A 25,843-nucleotide genomic window follows, 5' to 3' on the forward strand; every position below is an offset into this window, starting at 1 on the left:
CTATATCGCGTCCCGTGGTAGCACCAGGTTCAGTGGCAGGCGAACCCTGGCCTCTAGCCCACCACCAGCACGGTTGCGCAGCTCCACGTTGCCGCCGTGCATGGAGGCGATACGCTTCACAATGGCAAGGCCCAGCCCTGTGCCTTTGCTTTTGGCCCGGTCGCCTCGGGTGAAGGGGTTGAAGATACCTTCGAACTCTTGTGGGTCTATGCCTTCCCCCCTGTCCAGTACGCTGAGCACTACATAGGGTGCGCTGGAGTCACCCGACACGAAAGCCGCTACTTCAACGCCTTTGCCGGCGTGGTACAACGCGTTACCAATCAAATTGTTCAGCAGCCGTTTGATGGAAATACGCCGCAATGGGAAAGCCGGTATCGGCTCAAGGCACAAGCGCACACGCTGATCCGGCTGGTTGAAGGGCGCAACGACCTCTTCAACCAAAGCGCCCAAATCCGCTTCCTCTACGGTTTCGTCGCGACCGTCGCGGATAAAGGCCAGGAACTGGTCCAGAATGGCATCCATGTCCTCGATATCACGCACCATCCCTTCGGCAAATTCGTTGTCGCTGCTCATCAAGTCCAGCGACAGGCGCAACCGCGTGAGCGGCGTACGAAGGTCGTGAGATACGCCCGCCAGCATCAATTCCCGTTCGCGGCCCGCCTGCTCGACGTCTTCGGCCATCTGGTTGAAGGCGCTGTAGACCTCGGTCATTTCGCTAGGGGTGTCACTGATAGGCAAGCGGATGCTTCGGCCCTGCCCCAGTTGCCGGGCCGCGAATACCAGGTGCTTGAGTGGCTGATTGAGCTGGCGTACGAAAATCCAGGCGGAGGCCGTGGAGAGCAGACCAATTGCCAGGAACCAGCCCAGCACGCTCCAGATTTTCTGGCCGCGAAGCGGATGGGGGTACAAGGGTACTTTCAGCCAGTCCTGCCCAATGCTGGGCGCGCGCACCCACAGGGCGGGTGGAGCATGCACCCGTAGCCGCACCTCGGTATCTTCCCCCAGCTCTGCCTGCATCTGCCGCTGGTAGATTTCGCTGTAGGGCCAATGCTGCTCGCCTTCCGGTACGGCGTCCTTGGTGACCCGCAGCAGGCCTGCCGCCTCTGCGATCTTGCCTTGGTTCTCCTCATCGGCTGACCAGTAGGCACGAAGCGTCAAAGCCACACCGTGGCTGTATTGCCGGTCTACCAATACGTCCTCATTCATGAGCAGGTAAACCAGGGTCAAAGCCTTGGAGAAGAGCACAACGATAAGGACCAGCCATAGCGTGCGGGCAAAGAAGCTCTGGGGGAACCACACAGGGGTTTTCATAGGGCCAGCCTATTTCGGGGTCATACGCCGAGCGCGCCGGCAAAACAAAAAGAAACGGGCAGGCATACCTTTCGACATGCCTGCCCGACGCATTACGCTACTTGCCCGCGTTGCCGTCCGGCACGAACACGTAGCCCACTCCCCAGACCGTTTGTATATAGCGGGGTTTGGAAGGGTCAGGTTCGATCATGCGTCGAAGGCGCGAGATCTGCACGTCAATGGAGCGCTCCAGAGCATCCCATTCCCGGCCGCGAGCGAGGCTCATGAGCTTGTCGCGCGTGAGCGGCTCTCGTGCATGGGTGACCAGCGCCTTGAGCACCGCGAATTCGCCCGTGGTCAGCATGTGCACTTCGTCACCACGCTTGAGCTCGCGCGTAGCCAGGGACAGGTGATATTCCCCGAAGGATACGGTCTCGTCACTGGCACCCGGCGCGCCTGGCACAGGCGCCGACTGGCGGCGCAGCACGGCTTTCACGCGTGCCGCGAGCTCGTCTGGATTGAAAGGTTTGGCCAGGTAGTCGTCGGCGCCCAGTTCCAGCCCTTTGATACGGCTCAGCTCATCGCCCTTGGCAGTAAGCATGATGATAGGGATCTGGTTGTTCGCAGCACGAAGCCGGCGACAGGCCGAAAGACCATCTTCCCCCGGCAGCATGAGGTCCAGTACCACAAGGTTGAACACTTCCCGGCTCAAGAGGCGGTCCATCTGCTCCACGTTGGGCACGGCCCGAGCACGGTACCCCTTGCTGACGAAGAAGCGCTCAAGCAGGCTGCTCAATCCCGGGTCGTCATCCACGATGAGGATTTTTTCACCTTCGTTGGTTTGGGCGGTGCTGCTCATGAATAACTCCTTTGCTGTCGGCCCACATTATGGCGCAGCCGCCGCGGTACGTGCTTCGCGCATTGTTAGCAGATTTTTCTTCGGCACCCTTGTATACCCCAAAATGGCTACCTCAGGGCCCCGTGCAACGTTTCGCTGGTTATAATGCGACGCTTTTTGCGCCGGCGAGTGCCCGGCCCGGTTTGCCGCCTGTACCTTGCAGGCGCAGGCATCACAGTCATTCAGGTGGTTTTATGGAAAGCATCAACAGCCGCATCGCCGAAGAACTGGGCGTGCGCCCACAACAGGTGGAGGCTGCGGTAGCGCTGCTCGACGAAGGCTCCACAGTGCCCTTCATCGCACGTTACCGCAAGGAAGTGACCGGCAGCCTGGACGACACCCAGCTGCGCCACCTGGAAGAGCGGCTGCGCTACCTGCGCGAACTGGACGATCGCCGGGCCAGCATCCTGGCCAGTATCGAGGAGCAAGGCAAGCTTACTCCGGAACTGGCCCGGGACATCCGCTTGGCCGATACCAAGACACGCCTTGAAGACCTTTACCTTCCCTACAAGCAGAAGCGCCGCACCAAAGGGCAGATTGCCCTTGAAGCAGGCCTGGGCGAACTGGCCGACAGCGTACTGGCCGACCCCATGCTGGTACCGGAGGCCGAAGCCGCCCGCTTCGTGGACGTCGAAAAAGGATTACCGGATGTTCGCGCCGTGCTGGAAGGTGCCAAGTACATCCTGATGGAGCGTTTTGCAGAGGACGCCAGCTTGCTGGGTCGCCTGAGGAGCTTCCTTGGGGAGCAAGCCACCCTCGCCGCCCGTGTCGTACCCGGCAAGGAAGAAGAAGGCGCCAAGTTCCGCGACTACTTTGAGCATGATGAGCCTTTGAAGAATGCACCCTCCCATCGGGCGCTGGCCATCTTTCGGGGCCGCAACGAAGGTATCCTGGCCGTATCGCTCAAGGTGGGGGACGAAGCGCCCGGTACGCTTCACCCTTGCGAGCTAATGGTGGCTGAACAGGTGGGCCTGAAAAACCAGGGCCGCCCTGCAGACAAGTGGCTGGCCGAAGTGGTGCGCTGGACGTGGAAGGTCAAGCTGTACACGTCCCTGGAAAACGACCTGCTGGGGGAGCTGCGCGAGCACGCCGAAGCGGAAGCCATCAATGTGTTTGCCCACAACCTGCATGACCTGCTGCTGGCCGCGCCTGCCGGCCCGCGTGCCACGCTTGGGCTGGACCCTGGCCTGCGCACCGGCTGCAAGGTGGCCGTGGTCGATGCCACGGGCAAGCTGCTGGATACCGCAACCGTCTACCCCCACGTTCCCAAGAACCAGTGGGACCAGACCCTGGCCGTGCTGGGCGCCCTTTGCACCAAGCACAATGTGGACCTCATCGCGATCGGCAACGGCACGGCCAGCCGCGAGAGCGACAAGCTGGCTGCCGAACTGATCAAGAAATACCCGGCGCTGAAACTCACCAAGGTCATGGTGTCTGAGGCCGGCGCCTCGGTCTATTCCGCTTCGGAGCTGGCTGCACGGGAATTCCCCGACCTGGATGTGTCGATCCGTGGTGCCGTATCCATTGCGCGCCGCTTGCAGGATCCCCTCGCCGAATTGGTGAAGATCGATCCCAAGTCCATTGGCGTGGGCCAATACCAGCACGATGTGTCCCAACTCAAGTTGGCACGTGGGCTGGATGCAGTCGTGGAAGACTGCGTGAACGCCGTGGGCGTGGACGTGAATACCGCCTCTGTAGCCTTGCTGGCACGCATTTCCGGCCTCAATACCACTCTGGCACAGAATATTGTCAGCCATCGGGACGCCAACGGTGCTTTCCGCACTCGCGCAGACCTGAAAAAAGTCAGCCGGCTGGGTGAGAAAACCTTCGAACAGGCTGCAGGCTTCCTGCGGGTCATGAATGGTGACAACCCGCTGGACGCCTCGGCCGTCCACCCCGAGGCCTACCCGCTGGTTCAACGTATTGCCGCCCAGACCGACCGGGATATCCGCTCGCTGATTGGCGACAGCGGCTTCCTGCGCCGCCTGGACCCTGCCCGCTACACCGATGAAACCTTCGGCCTGCCTACGGTCACCGACATCATCAAGGAACTGGACAAACCTGGCCGTGACCCTCGCCCCGAGTTCAAGACCGCTGCCTTCCAGGATGGCGTTGAAGACCTCAAGGACCTACAGCCTGGCATGGTGTTGGAAGGGGTCGTGACCAACGTTACAAACTTCGGGGCCTTCGTGGACATTGGTGTTCACCAGGACGGCCTTGTGCATATTTCGGCCCTGTCCGAGAAGTTTGTGAAAGACCCCCGCGAGGCGGTGAAGGCCGGTGACGTGGTCAAGGTCAAGGTGATGGAAGTGGACATCCCGCGAAAGCGCGTGGGCCTGTCCATGCGTATGAGTGACACGCCTGGGGAAAAAATCGAAGGCAACCGTGGCACCAGCCGCCCCGGCGGAAATCGCTCGTCGAGTACGCCCAAACCACGGGAAACCGCTACTGCTGCACCTGCTACAGGCGCCATGGCAAACCTGTTCGCCAATGCCAAGGCCCTGAAGAAACGCTGATGGATATTCCCGCACAAGCGACGCAAAGCGCATTCAGCCAACTGCTGGGCTGTAGGGTGGTGGCGCTGGACGAGGGCCGCGCGGAAGTGGCTCTCGTCCTCACGCCACCGCTGCGTAACCGTGGCGGGGTACTGCATGGGGGCGCATTGTTCAGCCTGGTCGATATCGCAATGGGCCTGGCCTGCTCCACGTCACATGGTTTCGACAAGCAAAGCGCTACCCTGGAATGCAAGATCAATTACCTGCGGCCGGTGTCAGAGGGTGAGGTCACCTGTGTGGCCACGGTACTCCATGCCGGCCGTCGGACATTGGTTGTAGAAGCACACGTGTCGCAAGCTTCCAAAATGGTGGCCAAGGCACAGGGTACCTTTGTCGTTCTATAGCCCCGCTGCTTGAAGTGGGGTAAGTTCGGCACGTAAGCGGCAACGCCGAATGGCCTCCAGACGCAACCTGTAACGAACAGGTTGATAACGATCAGGCGCCTCCTCGACCTTGCAGAACGTCACGGCCATCCCCATATCGGGGCGATCGACGCGTAAGGACATCAACTTGAGCGAACTTCTGAACCGCCGCCTGCACTTGCTCGGCGAGCCTGCCAACCTGCCCCTGCTCAAGCAGTGCCTGCATGGTATAGAGCGCGAATGCCTGCGCGTAACCGTTGAGGGTAGGCTGGCACAAACGCCGCACCCTGAAGCGCTCGGCTCTGCGCTGACCCACGAACAGATCACCACGGATTACTCCGAAGCGTTGGTCGAGTTCATCACCCCAGCGCTGCCAGACCCTGCCGACACACTCGAAAGCCTGGATAACATCCATCGCTTTGCTTACACGGCGCTGGGTGAAGAATTGTTATGGGCCCCTTCTATGCCTTGCGCCCTGCCGGCCGAGGAAGACATACCGCTGGCCTGGTATGGCAGCTCCAACATCGGCCAGCTCAAGCACGTGTACCGCAAGGGCCTGTCCATACGTTACGGGCGCACCATGCAGTGCATCGCCGGTATCCACTACAACTTCTCGTTGCCTGCCCCTTTGTGGCCCCTGCTGCGGGCGGCAGATGCCAGCGACAGTACAGACCGGGACTTCCAGTCTGCTGCGTACATTGGCCTGATTCGCAACTTCCGCCGCTACAGCTGGCTATTGATGTATTTGTTCGGCGCTTCACCGGCACTGGATATCGGCTTCCTGCGTGGCCGACCGCATCGGCTGGATACCTTGGACGCCAGCACGCTATACCTGCCCTACGCCACCAGCTTGCGCATGAGCGACCTGGGCTATCAGAACAACGCCCAAGCCAGCCTTACTCCCTGCTACAACGACCTGCAAAGCTACACCGAAAGCTTGCGCAAGGCCGTGGCCACGCCCTACCCGCCTTATGTGGACATCGGCACCCACAAAGACGGTGAGTGGGTACAGCTCAACACCAATGTGCTGCAGATCGAAAACGAGTACTACTCCAGCATTCGGCCCAAGCGTGTGACGTATACCGGCGAGCGGCCGATCCAGGCGCTAATGGCCCGGGGCGTTCAGTATGTTGAAGTGCGGTGCCTGGACATCAACCCGTTCCTGCCAACGGGTGTGGACCTGGAGCAGTCCCGCTTCCTAGATGCGTTCCTGATGTACTGCGCCCTGGAAGAGAGCCCTTTGCTGAAAGGGCCGGAGTGCAGCGATTGCACGGACAATTTCATGAAAGTGGTGAAGGAAGGCCGCCGCCCTGGGCTTGTACTGCAACGCAACGGCGAAGCGATCACTTTGCAAGGCTGGGCCAACCAGTTGCTGGAGTCGATTGCCCCCCTGGCCGAGTTGCTGGACCAAAGCCACGAGATGGGTGATCACCGCCGCGCACTGGAGACCATGCGCGCACGCGTGGCCGATGCCTCCCTTACACCATCGGCCCAAGTGCTGGCCAGCATGGTGGAAAACAAGGAAAGCTTCAGCCAGTTCTCCATGCGCCAGACCCTGGCCCATGCCGAGTACTTCCGCAGTACGCCTTTGCCTGCCGAGCTACGAGATGCCTTCGAGGCACAAGCCAGCGCGTCACTGGAGCAGCAACATACGCTGGAGCGTGACGAAGTAGGTGAGTTCGACCTGTTTGTGTCGGCGTACCAGGCGAGCATTTTGGGCATCAGCCAGTAGCCCGGTGAGCCAAACACCGGGCGGCAGGGCCGAACCTACAGCGTTTTCTCGAAGATCTTCGAATTACGTGTGAAGTTGTAGAGCGAGGCCCGCGCTGCCGGCAGCCGCTCTACACTGCTAGGGCTGAAGCCCCGCTCGCGGAACCAGTGCGCCGTGCGCGTGGTAAGCACGAACAACGTTGAGAGGCCCTGCTGGCGTGCCCGCGCCTCAATGCGCTCCAGCAACTCATCGCCTCGGCCACCATGGCGGTATTCCGGGTTCACGGCCAGGCAGGCCAGCTCGCCTGCTTCTGAATCAGGAATCGGGTAGAGCGCGGCACAGGCGATGATCATGCCCTCACGCTCTACTACACTGAATTGTTCGATCTCGCGCTCCAGCACTTCTCGCGAGCGCCGCACAAGAATGCCTTGCTCCTCCAGGGGGCTGATCAGCTCGATCAGACCGCCAACGTCTCCGATGTTGGCTTCGCGTACCTGTTCGAACTGCTCTTGGGCGACCAGTGTGCCGCTACCGTTGCGGGTGAACAACTCCGCCAGCAGCGCACCATTTTCGGCATAGCTGACAATATGGCTGCGGGCCACACCCCCGCGACAGGCCTGCGCAGCAGCGTCCAGCAACTCACCTTGGTAATCACTGCCCAAGCGTTCCAGATGAGCGGGCACCTGCTGAGGGCGCAGTTCGCGCACCAGCTGGCCGCGCGCGTCCAGCAGGCCAGGCTCGGCGCCGAACAGCAGCAGCTTGTCAGCTGCTAGGTCGATAGCTGCGCGGGTGGCCACGTCTTCGCAGGCAATATTGAAAATCTCCCCAGTCGGGGAATACCCCAAAGGGGACAGCAATACAATGGTGCGCTCATCCAGCAGGCGGTTGATGCCTTTGCGGTCGATCCGCCGTACTTCACCGGTGTGGTGGTAATCCACACCTTCCACTACGCCAATAGGGCGTGCGGTGACCAGGTTGCCGCTGGCTACACGAAGGCGGGCGCCCTGCATCGGCGAGGACGCCATGTCCATCGACAGGCGGGCCTCGATGGCCACCCGCAGGTAGCCCACCGCATCGATCACGCATTCCAGCGTAGGGCCATCGGTGATACGCAGCCCTCTATGGTAATGAGGCGTAAGGCCACGCTGCGCCAGCCGGCTTTCGATCTGCGGGCGCGACCCGTGCACCAGCACCAGGCGCACGCCCAGGCTATGGAGCAGCACCAGGTCGTGAACGATGTTGCCGAAGTTGGGGTGCTCAATGCCGTCACCGGGCAGCATCACAACAAAGGTACAGTCCCGGTGGGCGTTGATGTAAGGAGAAGCATGGCGAAGCCAATTGACGTATTCGAACATGGAGCAGCCTGTACAGAAATTGGAACGGATAGAGTGCGGGGAATGGGGACGGTTATCGTCGTAACAGGCCTGGCAACACGCGCACATCTCCTTTTTCTGTAGGTTCCACGGCTAGGCTTCAGCAGGCCGCAGGCAATAATGTTCAACAAGGTCCTGGATCAGACGCAGCGTAGGGTTCAAACGTGACATTTCAAGGAATTCCCCTGGCTGGTGCGCACAGGCAATATCGCCTGGCCCCAAGACAATGGTCTGGCAGCCGAGCTGTTGAAGATACGGGGCCTCTGTTCCGAATGCCACCGCTTCTGCCCGATGGCCGGTGAGTTTTTCTGCAACCTGCACCAGTTCGCTGCCTGCCGGCTCTTCGAACGGCGACACCTCAGAGAACAGCGGCTTGTAGTTAATTTCCACGTGGTGGCGCTCTGCAACAGGGCGAAGTTTTTCAGCAATGGCTTCGCGCAGCATGGCAGGGTCCATGCCCGGCAGAGGGCGCAGGTCAAACTCCATGGAGCATTGCCCGCAGATACGGTTGGGGTTATCACCTCCGTGAATGCAGCCAAAGTTCAGGGTGGGCTGGGGCACGCCGAACTGGGGGTTCTGATAGCGTGTCTGCCATTCCTGCCTCAGGCCCATCAGCGCACCAATCGACTCATGCATGGCTTCCAGCGCGCTGTGGCCCAAGCTCGGGTCAGAAGAATGGCCACTGCGCCCCAGGATATCGATGCGCTCCATCATCACGCCTTTATGCAGGCGCACAGGCCGCAGGCCGGTGGGCTCGCCAATGACGGCTGCCCTGCCCAAGGGCGCACCTTCTCGGGCCAGTGCCTTGGCGCCGGCCATGGAGCTTTCTTCGTCACAGGTGGCCAGGATCAGCAAAGGCTGGCGGAAGGGCTGGGCCAGCAAAGGGCGAACCGCTTCGATCACCAGCGCGAAGAAGCCCTTCATGTCGCAGCTACCCAGGCCTACCCAGCGCCCATCCACCTCGGTCAACTTCAGCGGGTCTGTGGCCCACAAGCGTTCGTCATAGGGCACCGTGTCGCTATGGCCCGCCAGCACAAGGCCGCCAGGGCCCGTGCCATATGAGGCCAGCAAGTTGTATTTACCCGCTGACACTTCGCGCACATCGCACTTGAATCCCAGCTCGGACAGCCAGCCTGCCAACAGGTGGATCACCGGGCCATTGCTTTGGTCGAGGCTGGGCTGAGTACAGCTCACCGAGGGGGTGGCCACCAGGGCGGCAAAGCGTTCCTTGAGTGTCGGCAAAGGCATCGCATACTCCTTGAAGCATTATGAACGGGTGGCGGACCGACCAGGGCCGGGGGCATAGGCCCTGTGACTGCTGTACACTGCCAGGCTACTTGCCTCTACGCTACGCCTTGTCTGCGTCTGGAAATACCCACCATGCACAAAGAAACCGAAATCAAATTGCGCGTCAGCCGCGAAACACTGGCTGCCTTGCGCGAGCATCCCCTGCTGAAAAAACGTAACAAAAGTGGATGGTCCCGTCACGAGTTGTTCAACCAGTATTTCGATACTCCTGAACGCGACTTGGCGCAGGCACGCGTGGCATTACGCCTGCGAAAGGACGGGGAAGACGTGATCCAGACGCTTAAAACCCGTGGCCAGAGCATTGCCGGGCTGTCCGAGCGCAACGAATTCGACTGGCCCCTGGCCAAAGCCAAACTGGACCTGAAAAAGCTGGACGACAGTTGCTGGCCGGCTGACCTGGCCGAGCTGGACAAGAAAACCATCAAACCCTTGTTCACTACCGACTTCGTACGCGAGAAGGCCGAAATTGCCTGGGGCCGCGGCAAAGCCAAGGTCGTGATCGAGGCCGCCCTAGACCTGGGCAAGGTCACAGCCGGCAAACTGTCGGAAGAGATCTGCGAGCTGGAGCTGGAACTGCGCGAAGGCGACGCTGCCGCCCTGTTGGAACTGGCCCATGAGCTGGCCGCCAGCCTGCCCCTGATGCCCTGCGATATCAGCAAAGCTGAACGTGGATACCGCCTGCTCGACCCTGCCAGCTATACCCTCGCCATACCGGCGCCTAGCCTGGAAGCGGACCAGCCCCTGGACGATGCTTTTACGTCAATTGCCTGGCACCTGCTGGGCAGCAGCCAGCGGCTGGCCGAACAGTATCGGCACACTGGCCAATGGCGCTTGCTTCAAGACTGGGTACAGCAGCTCATCGAGCTTCGTGCACTTTTGGGTAGCCTGGGCCAGGCTGCGCCTCGCCCCACTACGCATGACCTGCGTACAGAACTGGACGCACTGCTTGAAGACTGGCGCCCACTGCTGGATGCCGGTCAGGACGATGAAGACATCCGTGCCGCGGCCCCAGAGCAATTCATCGAGGAGCTGACGGACCCGCGTTGGGGCCATTTCTCGCTGAGCCTGTCGCGCTGGCTGCTGGCGCGCAGCTGGACGGTAGAGCGCGCCAACCGTGGCAACCGCCAGGGGCAAGCGGCCTTGGCCAATTGGCTGGCTACGTTCCTCAAGGAAGAAACCGGTGCCCTGAAGCTGGAACGTTACGAAATGCAGCCTGAGGACCTCGCCGAACAGCTGCCACGCATAGAGCGTGTGCAAGTGTGGCTGCGCCACGCCCGCCATGTGCTGGCGGTGGAAGAAACCGACCGCCTGTATGGGGAGTTGAACAAGCTGCATACCCTGGCCAGCCTGCCGGTCAGCGACGACGTGCTGCAGCCGCGTGCAGACCAGGCGGCTGTCGTCAGCCGTACCCGCGCCTGGAAGGCCTTGTCGCGCTGAAGCACGCACATATGCGCTGACAGTTGCCGCCTGCACTGGAGGTGAGGCCGGGGTAGGATTTCCCGGCCGGGCAAGGATGCCCCTCACCGCACAGGACACGCCATGGCCTTTGCCTCCTACACAGAAGATACGCCGCTCGACCTTGCTGGACTCCTCCAGGCACTGGTTCGCCAGAAGCGCCTTGCACCCGCGGCTGCCGACCTTGCGCTCACGTCTCGGAACGATAGCCCGGGCACTCACCCACTTGAATTCATCGCTGCACTGGCGCTGGACGACCTCATGGCGCCTGGGCAGCCATTGCACCTTGAAGCCCTCTGTATTTGGTTGGCGGAGCATGTGGGCCAACGCTACGTGCGGCTGGACCCGCTCAAGCTGGGCCGGCGGCTGGTCACTACCTCTATGCCAGCCGCTTTTGCCCGGCACCATCAGATTCTGGCCGTGGCAGCGGATGAACACAGCCTTACTGTCGCAAGCGCCCAGCCGGGTATCCGGGGGTGGGAGGCTGACCTGGCCCAGGCGTGTAGGAAAACCATCCAGCGCGTGATAGCCAACCCTGTCGTGCTGCGCCACTTGATTGATGATTCCTTCCAGTTGGCCCAATCGGTCAGTGGTGCCAAAAGCCAGGGGCCGGTGGCCTATGGGGATGCGTTCGAGCAATTGCTGCCCTTGCAAGGTGTGCAAGAAAGCGCAGCAAGCTACGAGGCACCTGTTGTGCAGATCGTAGAGTGGCTGTTCAAGTACGCCTTCGAGCAAGGCGCCAGCGATATTCATATCGAGCCTCGCCGCGAACAAGGTGACATCCGCTTGCGGATCGACGGAGTACTGCGCGATGCCCACCAGTTTCCCGCACCTGTCACCCTTGCAGTCATCAGCCGGCTCAAATCGCTCGGGCGCATGAACGTTGCAGAAAAACGCAAACCTCAGGACGGCCGGGTAAAAACACAGGCACACGACGGGACCGTAGTAGAACTGCGAATGGCCACCCTGCCCACGGCCTTTGGCGAAAAAATGGTGTTACGTATTTTTGACCCAGGCGTGCTCAAGCAAGGGCTATCAGCGCTTGGGCTTTCCCGCACTGACCTGCAGCGCTGGCAGGCACTGCTGGGGCGCCCTCACGGCATTATCCTGGTCACGGGCCCCACTGGTTCTGGAAAAACCACCACCCTATACGCCAGCCTCCACCAGTTGGCTACGCGGGCGGTCAATCTGTGCACCATTGAAGACCCTATTGAAATGGTGGAGCCTGCCTTTAACCAGATGCAGGTGCGCCCTGCCATTGAACTGGGCTTTGCCGAAGGCATACGTGCGCTGATGCGCCAGGACCCGGACATCATCATGATCGGGGAAATCCGGGACAAGGAAACCGCCCATATGGCGGTTCAGGCGGCGTTGACTGGGCACTTGGTGCTGTCCACCCTGCACACCAATGATGCACCGGGCGCCCTCACACGGCTGCTAGAACTAGGCATTCCCAGCTACTTGGTGAGGGCAACCCTGCTCGGCGTTATGGCCCAACGCCTGTTACGCCTGTTGTGCCCACACTGCAAGCTCCGCCAGCCACTGGCTGAAGTGGGTTGGCGCAGCCTTGTAACCCCAGAGGAAGGCTCGCCCCGTGCGACGGCTTATGCGCCCAAAGGGTGTGACCTGTGTGGCGGCTCAGGCTATAAGGGCCGTGCTGGCGTCTATGAACTGATGGTGATGGACGAGCCCTTGGCCCAGTGCGTTGGGCCAGCACCTGATCTGGCTCAGGTTCGGCAAGTGGCGTGCAAAGGCGGCATGAAGCCCTTGCGTATGGCAGCTGCACGGTTGGTGGCCGCTGGCCAGACGAGCCTGGCCGAGGCCTTGCGAGTGGTCCCGGGGCTTGCCTGAAAGCGCCGTACTACCATGGGCACGTGGTGGAACTCTCGCCCTGCGCAAACGCTCAAACGGGGTGGATAACAACACCACTCGGAGTACGCAGTCATGCGTGTCAAACTTGCTGTAGCAACCCTCGCGCTCGCCTCCTTGCCCCTCGCTTCGGCCATGGCCGATCCCTTCTGGCGCAATGTGCTGTCCTCAGGGGCAACCACTGGCTCCACCTACCTGACATCGCGTGATCACAAGTTGGTAGTGGCTACGCAAGATGACGCCGGTAGCTTCGTCGCCAGCAACGGGGAAATCCGTGGCCCTTACCTTGAGGCTGCCATTACCCAGTTAAGGGCTGACCAGCCAGGCCTGAGCGCTTCCGACATGGACCTGGCCAACGCAATCCTTGCCAAAAACGCATTGGCTGACCAATAAGCATCCAAGCTGGCCTGCAGGCTGGACGCATTCGACCCGGTGGGATTGTTTACGTGCTCGCCGGGCACCTGCCGTCCGGCCCGTGACCACCGGCTTATTCGCCGATAGCGGACCTGTAGCCATTTGCATCGAGCAATTTTTCAAGATCAGCAGCATCTGCAGGCTTTATCTTGAAGAACCATGTGCCATAGGGGTCTGTGTTCACACTTTCTGGTGCATCGCCCAAGGCTTCGTTGACTTCGATTACTTCACCGCTGACCGGTGCGTAGATATCCGAAGCTGCTTTCACTGATTCCACCACCGCAACCTGATCCTCAGCGGTCACTGACTTGCCGATATCAGGCAGCTCGACGAACACCACGTCACCCAAGGCTTCCTGAGCGTGATCGGAAATGCCAACAGTGACGGTGCCATCGGCTTCCAGGCGAGCCCATTCATGGCTTGCGGCATAACGAAGTTCAGCGGGGATATTGCTCATGGAGGGTCCTCAAAGGTAAACGGGGGCTTGCCACGGTTGGCGGTCAGATCAGAATTTTGCCATGTCGCACGAAGGTGGGTTTCACCACCCGCACAGGGTACCACTTGCCACGAATTTCCACTTCCGCCCGTTCGGGCGTCTGCCGTGGCACGCGTGCCAGGGCTATGGACTTGTTCAGCGTAGGCGAAAAACCACCACTGGTGATTTCACCTTGGTGCTGGTTGAGGCGAACGACCTGATGAGCACGTAGCACACCCCGCTCCTCAAGCACTAACCCCACTAGCCGTGAAGGCGGCCCAGAGGCCATTTCCGCTTCGAGGGCAGCGCGCCCAATAAACGGACGCCCTGCAGGCTCCATGGCCAGGGTCCAGCCTAGGTTGGACACCCAGGGCGAATGCGCTTCATCCATTTCCTGGCCATAGAGGTTCAGGCCGGCCTCCAGGCGCAGCGTGTCACGTGCCCCAAGCCCGATGGGCGAAATACCGGCCCCTACCAGGTCGTTGAACAGGGCACACACGTCCGCTGCCGGGACAATGATCTCCAGCCCATCCTCGCCGGTGTAGCCCGTGCGTGCGATGAACCAGCCGTGATCTTCACCGGCTTCAAAAGGCTCCAGGCGACGAATCAATGTAGCGCGTGAACCACCGAGCACGCTCGCCACCCGCTCCCGGGCAGTAGGCCCCTGCACCGCGAGGATAGCGACCTCGGTCTGCTCAATTACTTCTACGGCAACGCCTTCAGCCTGCAGGCGCAACCAGGCGAGGTCCTTGCTGCGTGTGGCCGCGTTGACCACAAGGCGGTAACTGGCTTCCCGCCGGTATACGATCAGGTCATCGATCACGCCGCCCATAGGATTGAGCATGGCACTGTAGAGCGCCTGACCTGCCACAGCTAGCTGGTCGATGTCATTGGCCAGCAATTGGCGCAACCAAGTGTGCGCTTCGGGCCCGGCGATATCGATCACGGCCATGTGCGACACATCGAACACGCCACAGGCTTGCCGCACTTCGTGGTGCTCTTCAACCTGCGACCCGTAGTGCAATGGCATGTTCCAGCCGCCAAAATCGACCATCTTGGCGCCAAGCGCCAGATGCTGGTCGTACAGCGGTGTACGCAATCCCATGGCGCTCTCCTTCCCCGCGCTGCGAATGCGCGGCATTGTAGCCTTCATCCTGGCCTCTGGCACCCTGGCATATGAGTACAGTGCCTATGCCCGGGGCCGCGCTGAACGGCGGATCAGCATCACTACAGGCACGAGCCCCACTAGCACCAGGCTAAGCGCGGGTAACGAGGCCCGGGCCCATTCACCTTCGCTGGTCATCTCAAATACACGCACGGCCAGCGTATCCCAGCCAAATGGCCGCATCAGCAGCGTTGCTGGCATTTCCTTGATAACGTCTACAAATACCAGCAAGGCAGCACTCATGGCAGCTGGCGCCAGCAGAGGTAGGTACAGGCGCCTGAACAGCATGAAACCACCTGACCCCAGGCTGCGTGCCGCTTCGGGCAATGAAGGCCGTACCCTTGACAGCGCTGCCTCCAGCGGCCCGTAGGCCACCGCCAGGAACCGCACCAAGCAGGCCAGCAGCAGCCCCGCCAGGCTACCGAGCAACACGGGCTGGGCAGGCCCGCCAAACCCGTGTACCAAAGGGATGACCACAACCCGGTCCAGGTAACTGAAGGCAAGCATGATTGCCACGGCCAGGACGGACCCTGGGAGGGCATAGCCCAGGTTCGCAATGGCAACACCCATGCGCACTTCGAAGCGCGGAACGCGCCGCCGGGCAAACGCTAGCAGCAGCGACGCCGCCACAGTGAGCAACGCTACCCCAACCCCCAGGTACAGGCTGTGGCTGACCAGCGCCATATAGCGTTCGTCCAGATCGAACCGCCCTCGACGCCACCACCACAGCAGCAGCTGCAGCATGGGAATCGCAAATGCACAGGCGAATACTCCCGCACACCAGGCGGTGGCGAGCCAGGCCTTGAACCCTGTCAGCCGATACAGAGGGGCGGTTCGTGCACGCTCGTGGGCAGCGCCCGCCCGGCCGCGGCTACAGCGTTCCAGCCCAAGGCCGATCATGACCATCAGCAGCAACAGGCTGGCTAGCTGGGCGGCTGTACCGAGACTGAAGAACCCGTACCAGGTCTTGTAGACAAGCGTCGTGAAGGTGTCGAAATTGAACACGGACACAGCACCGAAGTCTGCCAGCGTTTCCATCAAGGCCAAGGACACGCCAGCAGCAATCGCAGGGCGCGCCACGGGCAGCCCAATGCGCCAGAAAGCGCCCCAAGGCGTACACCCTAGCAGCCTTGCGGCTTCGCTCAGCCCGCGCCCCTGCGCCAGGAATGCAGACCGCGCCAGCAGGTAGACATAGGGATAGAACACCAGCACAAGCACTGTGATCACGCCGCCTGTGGAGCGCACGCGCGGCAAGCGGGTGCCAGCACCAAACCACTCCCGCAACAGGGTTTGCACAGGGCCGGAGAAATCAAGCAAGCCCACAAATACGAACGCCAGCACATAAGCCGGTATCGCGAATGGCAGCATGAGGGCCCAATCCAGCCAGCGCCGCCCAGGGAATTCGCAGAGGCTGGTCAGCCAGGCAAGGCTGACACCCAGCAGGGTCACACCCACCGCCACCCCTGTAGCCAGCTTCAGGGTATTGCCCAGCACCCTGGGTAGCTGGGTGTGCCACAGGTGCACCCAGATATCAGCCTGGATATCGCCCCAGGCCGCTACCAGCACAACCATTGGGAGCAACACCAGAGACGCCAGCACGGCGGTGACCAAGTACCAACGCCCTGTACCTGATGAAGCCGGGGCAGTCAGTTCCAGCCCGCCCTGTCCATGAGCCGGATCGCTTCAGCCTGCCGTTGCCCGGCAACCTCCACGGCAACAGGGTCTGCCTTGAACGTGCCCCAGCTAGCGACTTCCGCGGAAGGCGCCACTTGAGGGTTGGCAGGGAATTCCTGGTTGACCTCGGCAAAGATAGCCTGGGCATCGGGCCCGGTCAGCCACTCCATGAGGGCTTTGGCAGCTTGTGGATGAGGCGCATGGCGCGTAAGCCCAATACCCGAAAGATTTACGTGAACACCCCGGCCTTCCTGATTAGGCCAATACAACCGAACCGGCAGGTCTGGGTTTTCCCGGTGCAGGCGCCCATAGTAGTAGCTGTTCACGATGCCCACGTCGCATTGGCCGGCGGCAATGGCCTGGAGCACGGAAAGATCATCGGAAAATACATCCGTAGACAGGTTGTTTACCCAGCCGCTGACCACTTTCTCCGCTTCGGCTGGCCCGTGGGTTTCGATCAAGGTGGCCGTAAGGGACTGGTTGTACACTTTTTTGGCGGTGCGCAGGCACAGGCGGCCTTCCCAGGCTTCACCTGCCAGCGCCTCATACGTGGACAAGGCTTCGGGTTTTACGCGGTCGGTTGAATAGGCAATGGTGCGTGCGCGTAGGCTGAGCCCTGTCCAGGCATGGGTCGAAGACCGGTACTGCGCGGGAATACGGGAATCGATAAGGGGGGATTCCACCGGTTGCAGAATGCCCATTTGCTCGGCTTGCCACAGGTTGCCTGCATCGACGGTCAGCAGCAGGTCCGCAGGTGTATTTGCGCCTTCAGCCTTGATCCGCTGCATCAGTGGGGCTTCCTTGTCCGTGATGAAGCGGATAGGCACCCCGGTATGCGCGGTATAGGCATCGAACACAGGCTTGATGAGCTCGTCGATACGTGACGAGTACACCACCACTTCATCCTTGGCATGGGCCAAAACACTGCAGAGGGAAAGCGCTAGCCCAGCGAACACGCGCGAGACAAGAGGCATGGGAAAAGTCCGCAACGGCAAAAACGAAGATGATAAAGACTCTCGTTTTGCCGGACAAAGGCTTCCTGGGCCACACTAGTTACTGAATGTAACTCAACACCTCTATGCTTGATGCTCGCGCTCTACACCTAGGGTGATGGCTCAACGGCTTTGGCCAAGTGCGGCAAGTCCCCGCTAAGCCCCATTGCCTGCCGTACGAACAAAGCCTTGGCGTCCGGCAAACGCTGCACCAGTGACAGGCCGGTATTACGCAGCCATCGCAGGGGTAGAGGGTCAGCCTGGAACAGCCGCTCGAAGCCCTCCATTGCCGCCATCAGCGCGAGGTTGTGCGGCATGCGTCTACGCTCATACCGGCTTAGCACACGCTTGTCCGCCAGGCGTTCACCCCGCTGATAAGCCTTCAACAGCTCTTCAGCCAGTATGGCGGCGTCCAGCAACCCCAGGTTCACGCCTTGGCCAGCCAGCGGGTGAATGGTATGGGCCGCATCACCGATCAAGGCCAGCCCGCGCTCCACGTAGCGCTGCGCATGACGTTGACGCAGCGGAATGCACACTCGGGTATCGGTATGCAAAACGTTCCCGAGGCGATGCTCGAAGCGGCCCGCGAGCGCTGTGCAAAAGCCTTCGTCGCTCATGGCCATCAGGCGCTTGGCTTCCTCGGGCGTAGTGGACCAGACAATGGACGACCAATGCTCTCCCGCGGGGCCCTGTAGCGGCAGGAAGGCCAATGGCCCGTCGTCACCGAAACGCTGCCAGGCAGTGGCTCGATGGCTGAGCTCGGTGCGTACGCTGGTCACGATAGCGTGGTGGAGGTAATCCCACTCTCGGGTACCCGTTCCAGCCAGTTGCCGGATCACTGAATGGGCGCCGTCGGCAGCGACCACCAAAGACGTGCGTACCTTCACGCCATCGGCCAGTGTCAGCAGGCGATCATCGCCTGAATACCGCATCTGCTCCACCCTGGCTCCGCCCAGCAAACGGATGCCCCGCTGTTGCAGGGCGTCGAGCAGAGCGTCCTGGACCACACGGTTCTCGACAATATGGCCCAGTACGTTGGCTCGCACGCTGGCGGCACTGAAGTGAACATTACCTGTACCGCTGCCTTCCCAAACGTCCATGTCCGTGTAGGGGCTTACGCGCCGGGCCCGCATGCCCTCCCACACGCCTAACCGCTCGAAGATACGCTGGCTGGCAGCCGATAGCGCGCTCACCCTCGGCTCGAACGGGGCAGCCGGGTCAAAGGCAACCGGGGCCAGTGGGCTGCCGTCGATCACCAGTACATCAAGGCCGTGACCTGACAACGCCAGGGCCAAAGTGCTCCCTACCATGCCAGCGCCAACAATCGTTACATCCGCCGTCATTTCCACGGGTTGGCCGCCTTTGCCATTGGCTGTTGTATTCATCGAGAAGTGACCGGTGCACGGCTGCTGCCCAAACCCATGGCCTGGCGCGCGAACCACTGACGTGCAGGGGGTAGAAGGTCCAGCCCGATCAGGCCAAGGTTACGCCCGTGAGCTACCCACTGACCCGGCTGGGAAAATAGCCGAGTCACCTGATCTGAAAAGCCTGTTGTCCATTGCTGGTCCCGCTGTTGAGCCGCCAGGTAGCCGTGCAGGGTGGAAAGGTCCCCGGGCGCGCATTCGCTTGCCCCAAGGGCCTGGGCCAGTGCGTGCACATCACGCAGCGAAAGGTTGAACCCCTGGCCAGCGATCGGGTGCAGGCTGTGCGCAGCATTGCCCAGCACCACCAGATGACGCCTTACCTGCTCTCGTGCCTGGGACAATGACAACGGGTACAGGCTGCGAGCCCCTACTTGGGTAAGTGAGCCTAGCCGATAGCCGAAGCGGCGCTGGAGCTCAGCCAGGAAAACGGCATCTGGCAATTCGCGTAGCCGTTTTGCATCGGCCGGCGTGCGGGTCCAGACCAGTGCGCAACGATTATCTGCCAATGGCAGCAGGGCCAGCGGGCCGTCGTCGGTAAAGCGTTCGAACGCCTGCCCATGGTGGGGCTGATCGAAGCTCACGTTGGCGATCAAGGCCGTCTGGTCATAGTGCCGAACGCTGACCTCAATCCCCAATTGATCACGTAACCCGGAGCGGCCGCCGTCGGCCAATACGGCCAGGGAACAATCCAACTGGGTTTCATCAGCCAGTGTCAGCTGATAGCCATCTGGTTTCGCCTGCAGTGCCACGACCTCGGCGGGGCATCGCCAACTGACCACTGCGGGGTCCAGTGCTGCCCATAAACATTGCCCAAGCCAGGCGTTCTCAACCACATAGCCCAGCGCCGGTACGCCCTCTTCCGTGGCGTCGAGCCGTGTGGCACCGAAGCGCCCGCGGTCTGACACATGAATACGCCGAATAGGCTCGGCATGGCGCTCTATTTCAGGCCATACACCAAGCTGTTCATAAATAAGCCGCGTGCCGTATGAGAGCGCGGAGCTGCGGGCATCGTAGCTGGGCTGGTAGCCCTTTCCCGGCGCGAAAGGCTCGATAAGCAGAATGCTCCAACCTTTTTCTCGCGCCAGTGGCTGTAGCGCCAATGCCAGGCTGGCACCTACCAGGCCCCCACCAATAATGGCAATGTCAGAGCGTGTCATGGGGTCACCGCACGCGCAGCCGCCATCAAGGCCTCGATGTCGTCGATCGCCTTGGGTACGCCGCTGGTAAGCACCTCGCAACCTGTGCGCGTGACCACCACATCATCCTCGATACGCACGCCGATACCACGCCACTTCTTGGCAACCTGCTCATTCTGGGGGGAAATATAAATGCCCGGCTCTACCGTCAAGGCCATGCCGGGTTCCAGCACGCGCCATTCACCGCCCACCTTGTACTCGCCCACGTCATGCACATCGAGTCCCAGCCAATGGCCGGCACGGTGCATGTAGAAGCCACGGTGGGCCTCGGCAGCAATCAGTGTATCCACATCCCCCTCCAGCAGGCCCAGGCGAACCAGGCCTGCAGTAATCACCCTTACCGTGGCTTCATGGGCAAGGTTCCAGTGCTTGCCTGGCGCGATTTCGGCGAACGCGGCCTCCTGGGCCTGTAACACGATCTCGTAGATAGCCCGCTGCTCAGGCGAGAACGTGCCGTTTACCGGGAAGGTGCGCGTGATGTCGCTGGCATAGCAATCGATCTCGCAACCGGCGTCGATCAACACCAGGTCCCCGTCGCGCAACGGCGCGTTGTTGTCTTGATAGTGAAGAATGCACGTATTTCGGCCAGCGGCGACGATGGAGCCGTAGGCCGGCAGCCGAGCACCTCCACGGCGGAACTCGTAGTCCAGTTCCGCTTCCAGGCTGTATTCGTACAAACCGGCGCGTGCGGCCTGCATGGCCCTTATATGGGCTCTTGCCGAGATGGCCGCCGCCTCGCGCATCACCTTTACTTCAGCCGTGGACTTGTACAGGCGCAAGTCGTGAAGCAGGTGATCCAGCGCTACGAACTCCTTAGGCGGTTGCGCACCCAGGTTGGCTTTGGAGCGGATCTGGTTTACCCATTCCATCAAGTGACGATCGAATTCAGGATGGCTACCCATGGCGGTATAGACACGGTCGCGCCCCTCGATCAGCCCTGGCAGGATGTCGTCGATATCGCTGATAGGGAAGGCGTCATCGGCGCCGAAGTCCCGAACGGCGCCCTCCTGGCCAGCACGCAGCCCATCCCACAACTCTCGCAAAGGGTCACGTTCCCGACAGAACAGTACGTATTCTCCGTGCTCTCGACCTGGGATCAGGGCCATCACCGCCTCAGGTTCGCCGAAGCCGCTCAGGTACTGGAAGTCACTGTCCTGACGGTAAGGGTGCTCAACGTCACGATTGCGAAGGGCCACTGCCGCTGCCGGAAGAATGGCAATGCTGTTGGGGACCATTTCGGCCATCAGGGCCTTGCGCCGGCGAGCATATTCGGGCTTTGGAATCTGGACCATGCGGCAGGGCTCCTGGGCAATCAGTGCAAGGATGGCTTGGGTGCCGGTGCAACTGGTTTTACCAACTCCGAGTACAGCAGCAAAGGGGCGACCCGAAGGTATTCGGTCACTTCCATATAGTCGGTTTCGGCCTCCTCAGACTCATCGAGCGCATCCTGGATCTGTGCAATGGACGCCAGGTCCTGAAGCACTTCCCGGGCATCTTCGCTAAGTTTGGTACCGCCAACGGCAAGCCCGAAGCCGGTCAGGAAACCTTGGCACCACTGGCCAAGCGCGCCCGTGCGTTCGGCCAGCAGGAAGTCGTCGCCTGGCAGCAGCAGCACAACGGTCATGTCGGTGCTGGTGAGCTCGGCCTTCACCATTTCCTGCAGGCCCACCAGGGCCTGGCGAATAGTGCCGTCAGCCGGCGCGCCAAGGACTTCGACTGCGTCGTCCAGCCAAGGCTCCGGTTCGAAGCCGGCACCAGCGCAACTGCGCCCCAGCAGCAAGCCATGCAGTTCGGCGGGGGAAACGGGATACCCATTGTCAGCGAGCAGTGAGGCGAAGGCGGCGTACGGCGAAGTGGTGTTAGGCATAGGCGGCTAGGCGCCGGGCGGCGCAATGTCTAGAATGAAGGCTTCGTATCCTACACCGGCAGGATAGCCAAGGCCATCGACGCAACCGCCGGCCCGCACTGTGGTCTGCATTCGATCACACCGCTCCATAACCAGGACATCCAACCGCCCGACCATGGAACAGAATGACCTGCAAGCGCTGATGGGCAAGATCGAACTGTTGATCGAACGCGTCGAGCACCTGAACCGGCAAAACGCCCTCCTCCATGCCCAGGAACGCACCTGGCGCGAAGAGCGAGCCTACCTGATCGAGAAAAACGAAGTCGCCCGCCGCAAGGTCGAGTCAATGATTTCGCGCCTCAAGGCCCTGGAGCAAGACTGATGAATTCGAGCAACAGCGTTACTGTGCATATCCTGGACAAGGAGTATTCGATCATGTGCCCGCCCGAAGAGCGCGGCAACCTGATCAGCGCGGCACGCTACCTGGATGGCAAGATGCGCGATATCCGCACAGGTGGCAAAGTCATTGGCGCTGACCGTATTGCCGTAATGGCAGCCTTGAACATCACCCACGACCTGCTGAACCGCAAGGAAACCAGCGAATCGCAGCCCGGTGCGGCTACCCGCGAGCAAGTGCGCGACTTGCTGGAGCGGGTAGACCTGGCGCTTGCCACTAGTCAGATCGCAACCAGGGGCTGATTCGTGGAGAAGGTTTGGGGTATACTGGTGCCCGCTCCCTGTAGTGCGCGCCAGTCGGTCATGTCCCTGAGCCGATACGCACAACCACGGAAGTTGCACGTCGGGGCTGGTGTGCATGTCCGCTCGACGGAAAGCCTGAAGGCCCCCTGTAATTTCCACCTTGAACTTTCGGGTTCAAGGGCTACACCGACAGCGGTACGTCGGGGAGTACCTCTTCTTGGCCCAGCCTTTGGGCACACAGGTTCCCCTGCTACTTCCGGAGCCTGCCTGCATGATCAAAACCTCCAACCTTACTCGTAGCCAATTGCGCAAAGCGCTTCGCGAAGCCCGCAAATCGTTGCCGCAGGCCCAGCAACGCAAAGCCGCAGCAGGCTTGTATCGGCAGTTGAGCCACCACCCGTTGTTCCAGCGTGCCCGCAGCGTGGCGCTCTACCTGCCCAATGACGGCGAGATAGACCCCCGCCCCTTGCTGCGCAGTGCCCAGCGCCGGGGCAAGCATACTTACCTGCCCGTGCTCAGCCCTTGGCCAAGAACCAAAATGGTGTTCCAGCGCATACGCCCTGGCGAGCGCCTGCGGGCCAACCGTTTTGGCATTGCCGAACCTGTGCGCTGCCCGAGGAGGCAACGGCGGATCTGGGCGCTGGACCTGGTGCTGTTGCCACTGGTGGGCTTTGATGAGTTCGGCGGCCGGCTAGGGATGGGCGGGGGGTTTTACGACCGTAGCCTGGCCTACCGAACGCGCCGAGTGGCCTGGCGCAAGCCTACGCTGCTGGGGCTTGCCCATGAATGCCAGAAGGTAGACAGGCTGGAGCAAGCCAGTTGGGACGTTCCCTTGCAGGGAACGGTGACAGACAGGCGCTGGTATTTGGCCTAGCCTGAGCAGGCGCAGGAACGCTTAACGCAACGGAACGGCATATACCGCTTCAGCAGGATCGGCTGCGCTGCGCTCCCAGAAGGTCTGTGCATAGCCAGTGGTGACCACACCCAAGCCAAACAGAAAGACCAGTATCCACAGCAAGTCCGGTTTACGCCGCATTCCTGGCCCTCCTTAAGGCATGTCAATCACGGTGAGTGGTGGCTCAAGGCCCCCATTTGAGGCGCCTAGGCTTAAAATGGGCGCATTCTCCGACAGCTCTCCGTCACATGCAAACGTTGATTTTGACCAACCGTCGGGAGAATCAACCCTGTAACCTTTCCTTGATAAAGCCCGCTTGAAGGATCGCCAAACATGGCCTATTGGCTGATGAAATCAGAGCCCGAAGAATTGTCCGTCCAAAGCCTCGCATCACTGGGCAACGCTCGGTGGGATGGAGTGCGCAACTATCAGGCCCGCAACTTCATCCGTGCCATGCAGCCTGGCGATCTGTTCTTTTTCTACCACTCCAGCTGCCCTGAACCTGGTATCGCGGGGATTGCGCGCGTTGACAGCCTGCCCTACCCCGACCCTACCGCGCTGGCTTCAGATAGCCCCTATCACGACCCAAAAGCTTCCGAGCTTAAAAACCCGTGGCTATCAGTCGACGTCAGTTGTCAGCAGGTGTTCCCCTCGGTACTTGGCCTGGGGTTGCTCAAACAGCAGGTGGCACTTGAAGAATTGGCGCTGGTGAAAAAAGGCAGCCGCCTGTCGGTGATGCCAGTGACAGAGGCGCAGTGGGAAGCGGTGATAGGGTTGGTTTAGCGTACAGCGCAAACTTAACGTCCTTTAAAAAGCTAGAGGAAGGCATGGGGGCACCTGATCTACATTGGAGCAAAGCCCCCACTGAGGTTGGGTTACTTAGACAACTCCATCAACATCCGTGTCAGCAGATACACCCGCGGCACCACGCTTTCCACTTCCGCATACTCTTCAGGCGTGTGGATATTGCCGCCCACAATGCCAAAGCCGTCCAGGGTAGGGACGCCCACCGCTGCGGCCAGGCTGGCATCCGCAGCACCGCCGGTGCCTTCTACGGTCAGCTTGCGCCCCAGCTCACCGTAGATGCCTTGAGCCATGGCCACCAGCTTATCGCTCGCGGGGGTTTGCGGCATGGGCGGCAAGCCGCGCTCCAGGCGAGTGGTCACCTGGGTATCTGCAATAAGCTTGTCAGCAGAGACCCTAGCCAGGTCTTTTTCCACCCGGTCGAATTCTTCCGGCACGGCCGCCCTTACATCCGCCTTGGCCACGGCGTGGTCGGGAATCACATTGATACGATCCCCTGCATTGATGACGGTGAAATTGACCGTGGTTTTTTTCTCGGCATCACCCAACTGGCCCAGTTGGAGGATCTGGTGCGCCGCTTCAATGGCCGCATTGCGGCCCAATTCAGGCGCAACGCCAGCGTGGGAAGCCTTGCCAGTCACTTCCACCACCGCCGTGGCGCTGCCCTTGCGCCATACCACTAGGCCGTCCGCAGGCCGACCGGGCTCCAGGTTGAGCACCACGTCATGGGTTTTGGCAACCTTCTGAATCAAGGCGCTGGCGGCCTCGGAGCCTGTTTCCTCACTGGCGTCGAGCAGCAGCGTGATCTGGCCGTAATCCTTGAAGTTGGACTGCTTGAGAATCTGCAAGGCCTGGAGCGCGACCACGATACCGCCTTTGTCGTCCATCACCCCCGGCCCGTAAGCGCGCCCGTCTTTGATATGGAAGGGCCTTGCTGCGGCCGAACCCTCCTTGAACACAGTATCCATGTGGGCCAGCAACAAGATGTTGGCCTTGCCCGTACCTTTTAAGGTGGCAACCAGGTGCTGGCTTTTATCAGGTGCCGTGTTGGGGAAGGTTTCGATGCTGGCGCCCAGCTTTTTCAACTCCGCCTCAACCAGGGTGCGGACTTGGGTAAGGCCGGGCTCATAGCCAGAGCCTGAGTCGATGTTGACCAGTTGCTCCAACAACTTGAGGGCCGGATCCTTCAAGTGCTCTGCTGCCTGTTGCACCTTGGCGTCGACGGCAGCCTGCACCGGTAATACGGCCAGGGACATGGCCAGTGCCAAGGCGGACAGCAGCAGACGGTTGGATGGCGACAACGGCATAGGTAACTCCTTGAATTGAAATGTATCTGAACTGTAGACGGTCTTATTCAGATCGCACGTTTCAGCCACTCAAGGGTGTTATCTAGCCTCAGGTGAGGCGGCACAGGCTTCAATGCGAAGCCTGTATAAAG

At 60.9% G+C, this 25,843-nt stretch carries 24 protein-coding genes and 1 other RNA gene; 11 read left to right on the plus strand and 14 right to left on the minus strand.

What is annotated here, in order from left to right; all coding sequences use genetic code 11:
• Both ACSAMW_RS13960 and ompR read right to left on the minus strand, forming a co-directional pair.
• Positions 1-1,311, minus strand: a complete 1,311-nt coding sequence (locus ACSAMW_RS13960; RefSeq protein WP_500590801.1) for an ATP-binding protein — start codon at positions 1,309-1,311, stop codon at positions 1-3.
• A gap of 97 nt (positions 1,312-1,408) precedes the next feature.
• Positions 1,409-2,149: an osmolarity response regulator transcription factor OmpR gene (gene ompR, locus ACSAMW_RS13965; protein WP_168083241.1), complete on the minus strand. Its 741-nt coding sequence runs from the start codon at positions 2,147-2,149 to the stop codon at positions 1,409-1,411.
• A gap of 233 nt (positions 2,150-2,382) precedes the next feature.
• On the opposite strand from ompR, the gene ACSAMW_RS13970 reads away from it, so the two are divergent.
• The 3 genes from ACSAMW_RS13970 (at position 2,383) to gshA (ending at position 6,837) form a co-directional block, all read left to right on the plus strand.
• Positions 2,383-4,704 carry a Tex family protein gene (locus tag ACSAMW_RS13970; protein ID WP_500590802.1) on the plus strand — a complete coding sequence of 774 codons (2,322 nt, stop codon included), beginning with the start codon at positions 2,383-2,385 and terminating at the stop codon, positions 4,702-4,704.
• Positions 4,704-5,087, plus strand: a complete 384-nt coding sequence (locus tag ACSAMW_RS13975; RefSeq protein ID WP_500590803.1) for a PaaI family thioesterase — start codon at positions 4,704-4,706, stop codon at positions 5,085-5,087. The genes ACSAMW_RS13970 and ACSAMW_RS13975 overlap by 1 nt, the downstream gene beginning before the upstream one ends.
• Before the next feature lie 166 nt (positions 5,088-5,253).
• On the plus strand, positions 5,254-6,837 hold the full coding sequence (gene gshA, locus ACSAMW_RS13980) for a glutamate--cysteine ligase (protein WP_500590804.1): 1,584 nt from the start codon (positions 5,254-5,256) through the stop codon (positions 6,835-6,837).
• Between the two features lie 35 nt (positions 6,838-6,872).
• Here the strand turns inward: gshA and argA are convergent, their stop codons facing one another.
• Both argA and argE read right to left on the minus strand, forming a co-directional pair.
• The gene (gene argA, locus ACSAMW_RS13985; protein WP_500590805.1) at positions 6,873-8,171 is read right to left on the minus strand and encodes an amino-acid N-acetyltransferase; all 1,299 of its coding nucleotides are present in this window, start codon (positions 8,169-8,171) and stop codon (positions 6,873-6,875) included.
• Between the two features lie 111 nt (positions 8,172-8,282).
• The gene (gene argE, locus ACSAMW_RS13990; RefSeq protein ID WP_500590806.1) at positions 8,283-9,437 is read right to left on the minus strand and encodes an acetylornithine deacetylase; all 1,155 of its coding nucleotides are present in this window, start codon (positions 9,435-9,437) and stop codon (positions 8,283-8,285) included.
• Positions 9,438-9,569: 132 nt separating this feature from the next.
• On the opposite strand from argE, the gene ACSAMW_RS13995 reads away from it, so the two are divergent.
• From ACSAMW_RS13995 to ACSAMW_RS14005, 3 genes are all read left to right on the plus strand, one after another.
• Entirely contained in the window at positions 9,570-10,934 is a 1,365-nt protein-coding gene (locus tag ACSAMW_RS13995) for a CYTH domain-containing protein (RefSeq protein WP_500590807.1), read from the plus strand.
• A gap of 102 nt (positions 10,935-11,036) precedes the next feature.
• Complete coding sequence (locus ACSAMW_RS14000; protein WP_500590808.1) at positions 11,037-12,803, plus strand: GspE/PulE family protein; 1,767 nt, start codon at positions 11,037-11,039, stop codon at positions 12,801-12,803.
• Between the two features lie 93 nt (positions 12,804-12,896).
• On the plus strand, positions 12,897-13,214 hold the full coding sequence (locus tag ACSAMW_RS14005) for a DUF2388 domain-containing protein (RefSeq protein WP_500590809.1): 318 nt from the start codon (positions 12,897-12,899) through the stop codon (positions 13,212-13,214).
• Between the two features lie 94 nt (positions 13,215-13,308).
• Here the strand turns inward: ACSAMW_RS14005 and gcvH are convergent, their stop codons facing one another.
• The 8 genes from gcvH to ACSAMW_RS14045 form a co-directional block, all read right to left on the minus strand.
• Positions 13,309-13,692: a glycine cleavage system protein GcvH gene (gene gcvH, locus ACSAMW_RS14010; protein WP_500590810.1), complete on the minus strand. Its 384-nt coding sequence runs from the start codon at positions 13,690-13,692 to the stop codon at positions 13,309-13,311.
• A 43-nt stretch (positions 13,693-13,735) separates the two neighbouring features.
• Positions 13,736-14,815, minus strand: a complete 1,080-nt coding sequence (gene gcvT / locus ACSAMW_RS14015; RefSeq protein ID WP_500590811.1) for a glycine cleavage system aminomethyltransferase GcvT — start codon at positions 14,813-14,815, stop codon at positions 13,736-13,738.
• A gap of 84 nt (positions 14,816-14,899) precedes the next feature.
• Positions 14,900-16,447, minus strand: a complete 1,548-nt coding sequence (locus ACSAMW_RS14020) for an ABC transporter permease (protein WP_500594041.1) — start codon at positions 16,445-16,447, stop codon at positions 14,900-14,902.
• Positions 16,448-16,521: 74 nt separating this feature from the next.
• Positions 16,522-17,523 carry an extracellular solute-binding protein gene (locus tag ACSAMW_RS14025; RefSeq protein ID WP_500590812.1) on the minus strand — a complete coding sequence of 334 codons (1,002 nt, stop codon included), beginning with the start codon at positions 17,521-17,523 and terminating at the stop codon, positions 16,522-16,524.
• A gap of 128 nt (positions 17,524-17,651) precedes the next feature.
• The gene (locus ACSAMW_RS14030) at positions 17,652-18,890 is read right to left on the minus strand and encodes a 2-octaprenyl-3-methyl-6-methoxy-1,4-benzoquinol hydroxylase (RefSeq protein ID WP_500594042.1); all 1,239 of its coding nucleotides are present in this window, start codon (positions 18,888-18,890) and stop codon (positions 17,652-17,654) included.
• A gap of 32 nt (positions 18,891-18,922) precedes the next feature.
• Positions 18,923-20,122, minus strand: coding sequence for a 2-octaprenyl-6-methoxyphenyl hydroxylase (gene ubiH / locus ACSAMW_RS14035; protein WP_500590813.1), 1,200 nt, complete (start codon positions 20,120-20,122; stop codon positions 18,923-18,925).
• On the minus strand, positions 20,119-21,453 hold the full coding sequence (gene pepP, locus ACSAMW_RS14040; RefSeq protein ID WP_500590814.1) for a Xaa-Pro aminopeptidase: 1,335 nt from the start codon (positions 21,451-21,453) through the stop codon (positions 20,119-20,121). Before pepP ends, ubiH begins: the two co-directional genes overlap by 4 nt.
• Positions 21,454-21,473: 20 nt before the next feature.
• Positions 21,474-22,028 carry a YecA/YgfB family protein gene (locus ACSAMW_RS14045; RefSeq protein ID WP_500590815.1) on the minus strand — a complete coding sequence of 185 codons (555 nt, stop codon included), beginning with the start codon at positions 22,026-22,028 and terminating at the stop codon, positions 21,474-21,476.
• A gap of 154 nt (positions 22,029-22,182) precedes the next feature.
• On the opposite strand from ACSAMW_RS14045, the gene ACSAMW_RS14050 reads away from it, so the two are divergent.
• The 4 genes from ACSAMW_RS14050 (at position 22,183) to ACSAMW_RS14065 (ending at position 23,580) form a co-directional block, all read left to right on the plus strand.
• Entirely contained in the window at positions 22,183-22,389 is a 207-nt protein-coding gene (locus ACSAMW_RS14050) for a TIGR02449 family protein (RefSeq protein WP_168083271.1), read from the plus strand.
• Positions 22,389-22,706 (plus strand): cell division protein ZapA, encoded by a 318-nt coding sequence (locus tag ACSAMW_RS14055; protein WP_168083273.1) that lies wholly within the window; start codon positions 22,389-22,391, stop codon positions 22,704-22,706. Before ACSAMW_RS14050 ends, ACSAMW_RS14055 begins: the two co-directional genes overlap by 1 nt.
• 32 nt (positions 22,707-22,738) lie before the next feature.
• A non-coding RNA gene (ssrS, locus tag ACSAMW_RS14060) (6S RNA) lies at positions 22,739-22,917 on the plus strand.
• Between the two features lie 60 nt (positions 22,918-22,977).
• Positions 22,978-23,580, plus strand: coding sequence for a 5-formyltetrahydrofolate cyclo-ligase (locus tag ACSAMW_RS14065; protein WP_500590816.1), 603 nt, complete (start codon positions 22,978-22,980; stop codon positions 23,578-23,580).
• A 21-nt stretch (positions 23,581-23,601) separates the two neighbouring features.
• On the opposite strand, the gene ACSAMW_RS14070 is transcribed toward ACSAMW_RS14065, so the two are convergent.
• Positions 23,602-23,742, minus strand: a complete 141-nt coding sequence (locus tag ACSAMW_RS14070; protein WP_500590817.1) for a hypothetical protein — start codon at positions 23,740-23,742, stop codon at positions 23,602-23,604.
• A 192-nt stretch (positions 23,743-23,934) separates the two neighbouring features.
• On the opposite strand from ACSAMW_RS14070, the gene ACSAMW_RS14075 reads away from it, so the two are divergent.
• Positions 23,935-24,384 carry an EVE domain-containing protein gene (locus tag ACSAMW_RS14075; RefSeq protein WP_500590818.1) on the plus strand — a complete coding sequence of 150 codons (450 nt, stop codon included), beginning with the start codon at positions 23,935-23,937 and terminating at the stop codon, positions 24,382-24,384.
• Between the two features lie 92 nt (positions 24,385-24,476).
• Here ACSAMW_RS14075 and ACSAMW_RS14080 read toward each other — a convergent pair whose 3' ends face one another.
• On the minus strand, positions 24,477-25,712 hold the full coding sequence (locus ACSAMW_RS14080; protein WP_500590819.1) for a M20/M25/M40 family metallo-hydrolase: 1,236 nt from the start codon (positions 25,710-25,712) through the stop codon (positions 24,477-24,479).
• Between the last annotated feature and the right edge of the window lie 131 nt (positions 25,713-25,843).

Source organism: Pseudomonas sp. AB39(2026) (assembly GCF_059831485.1).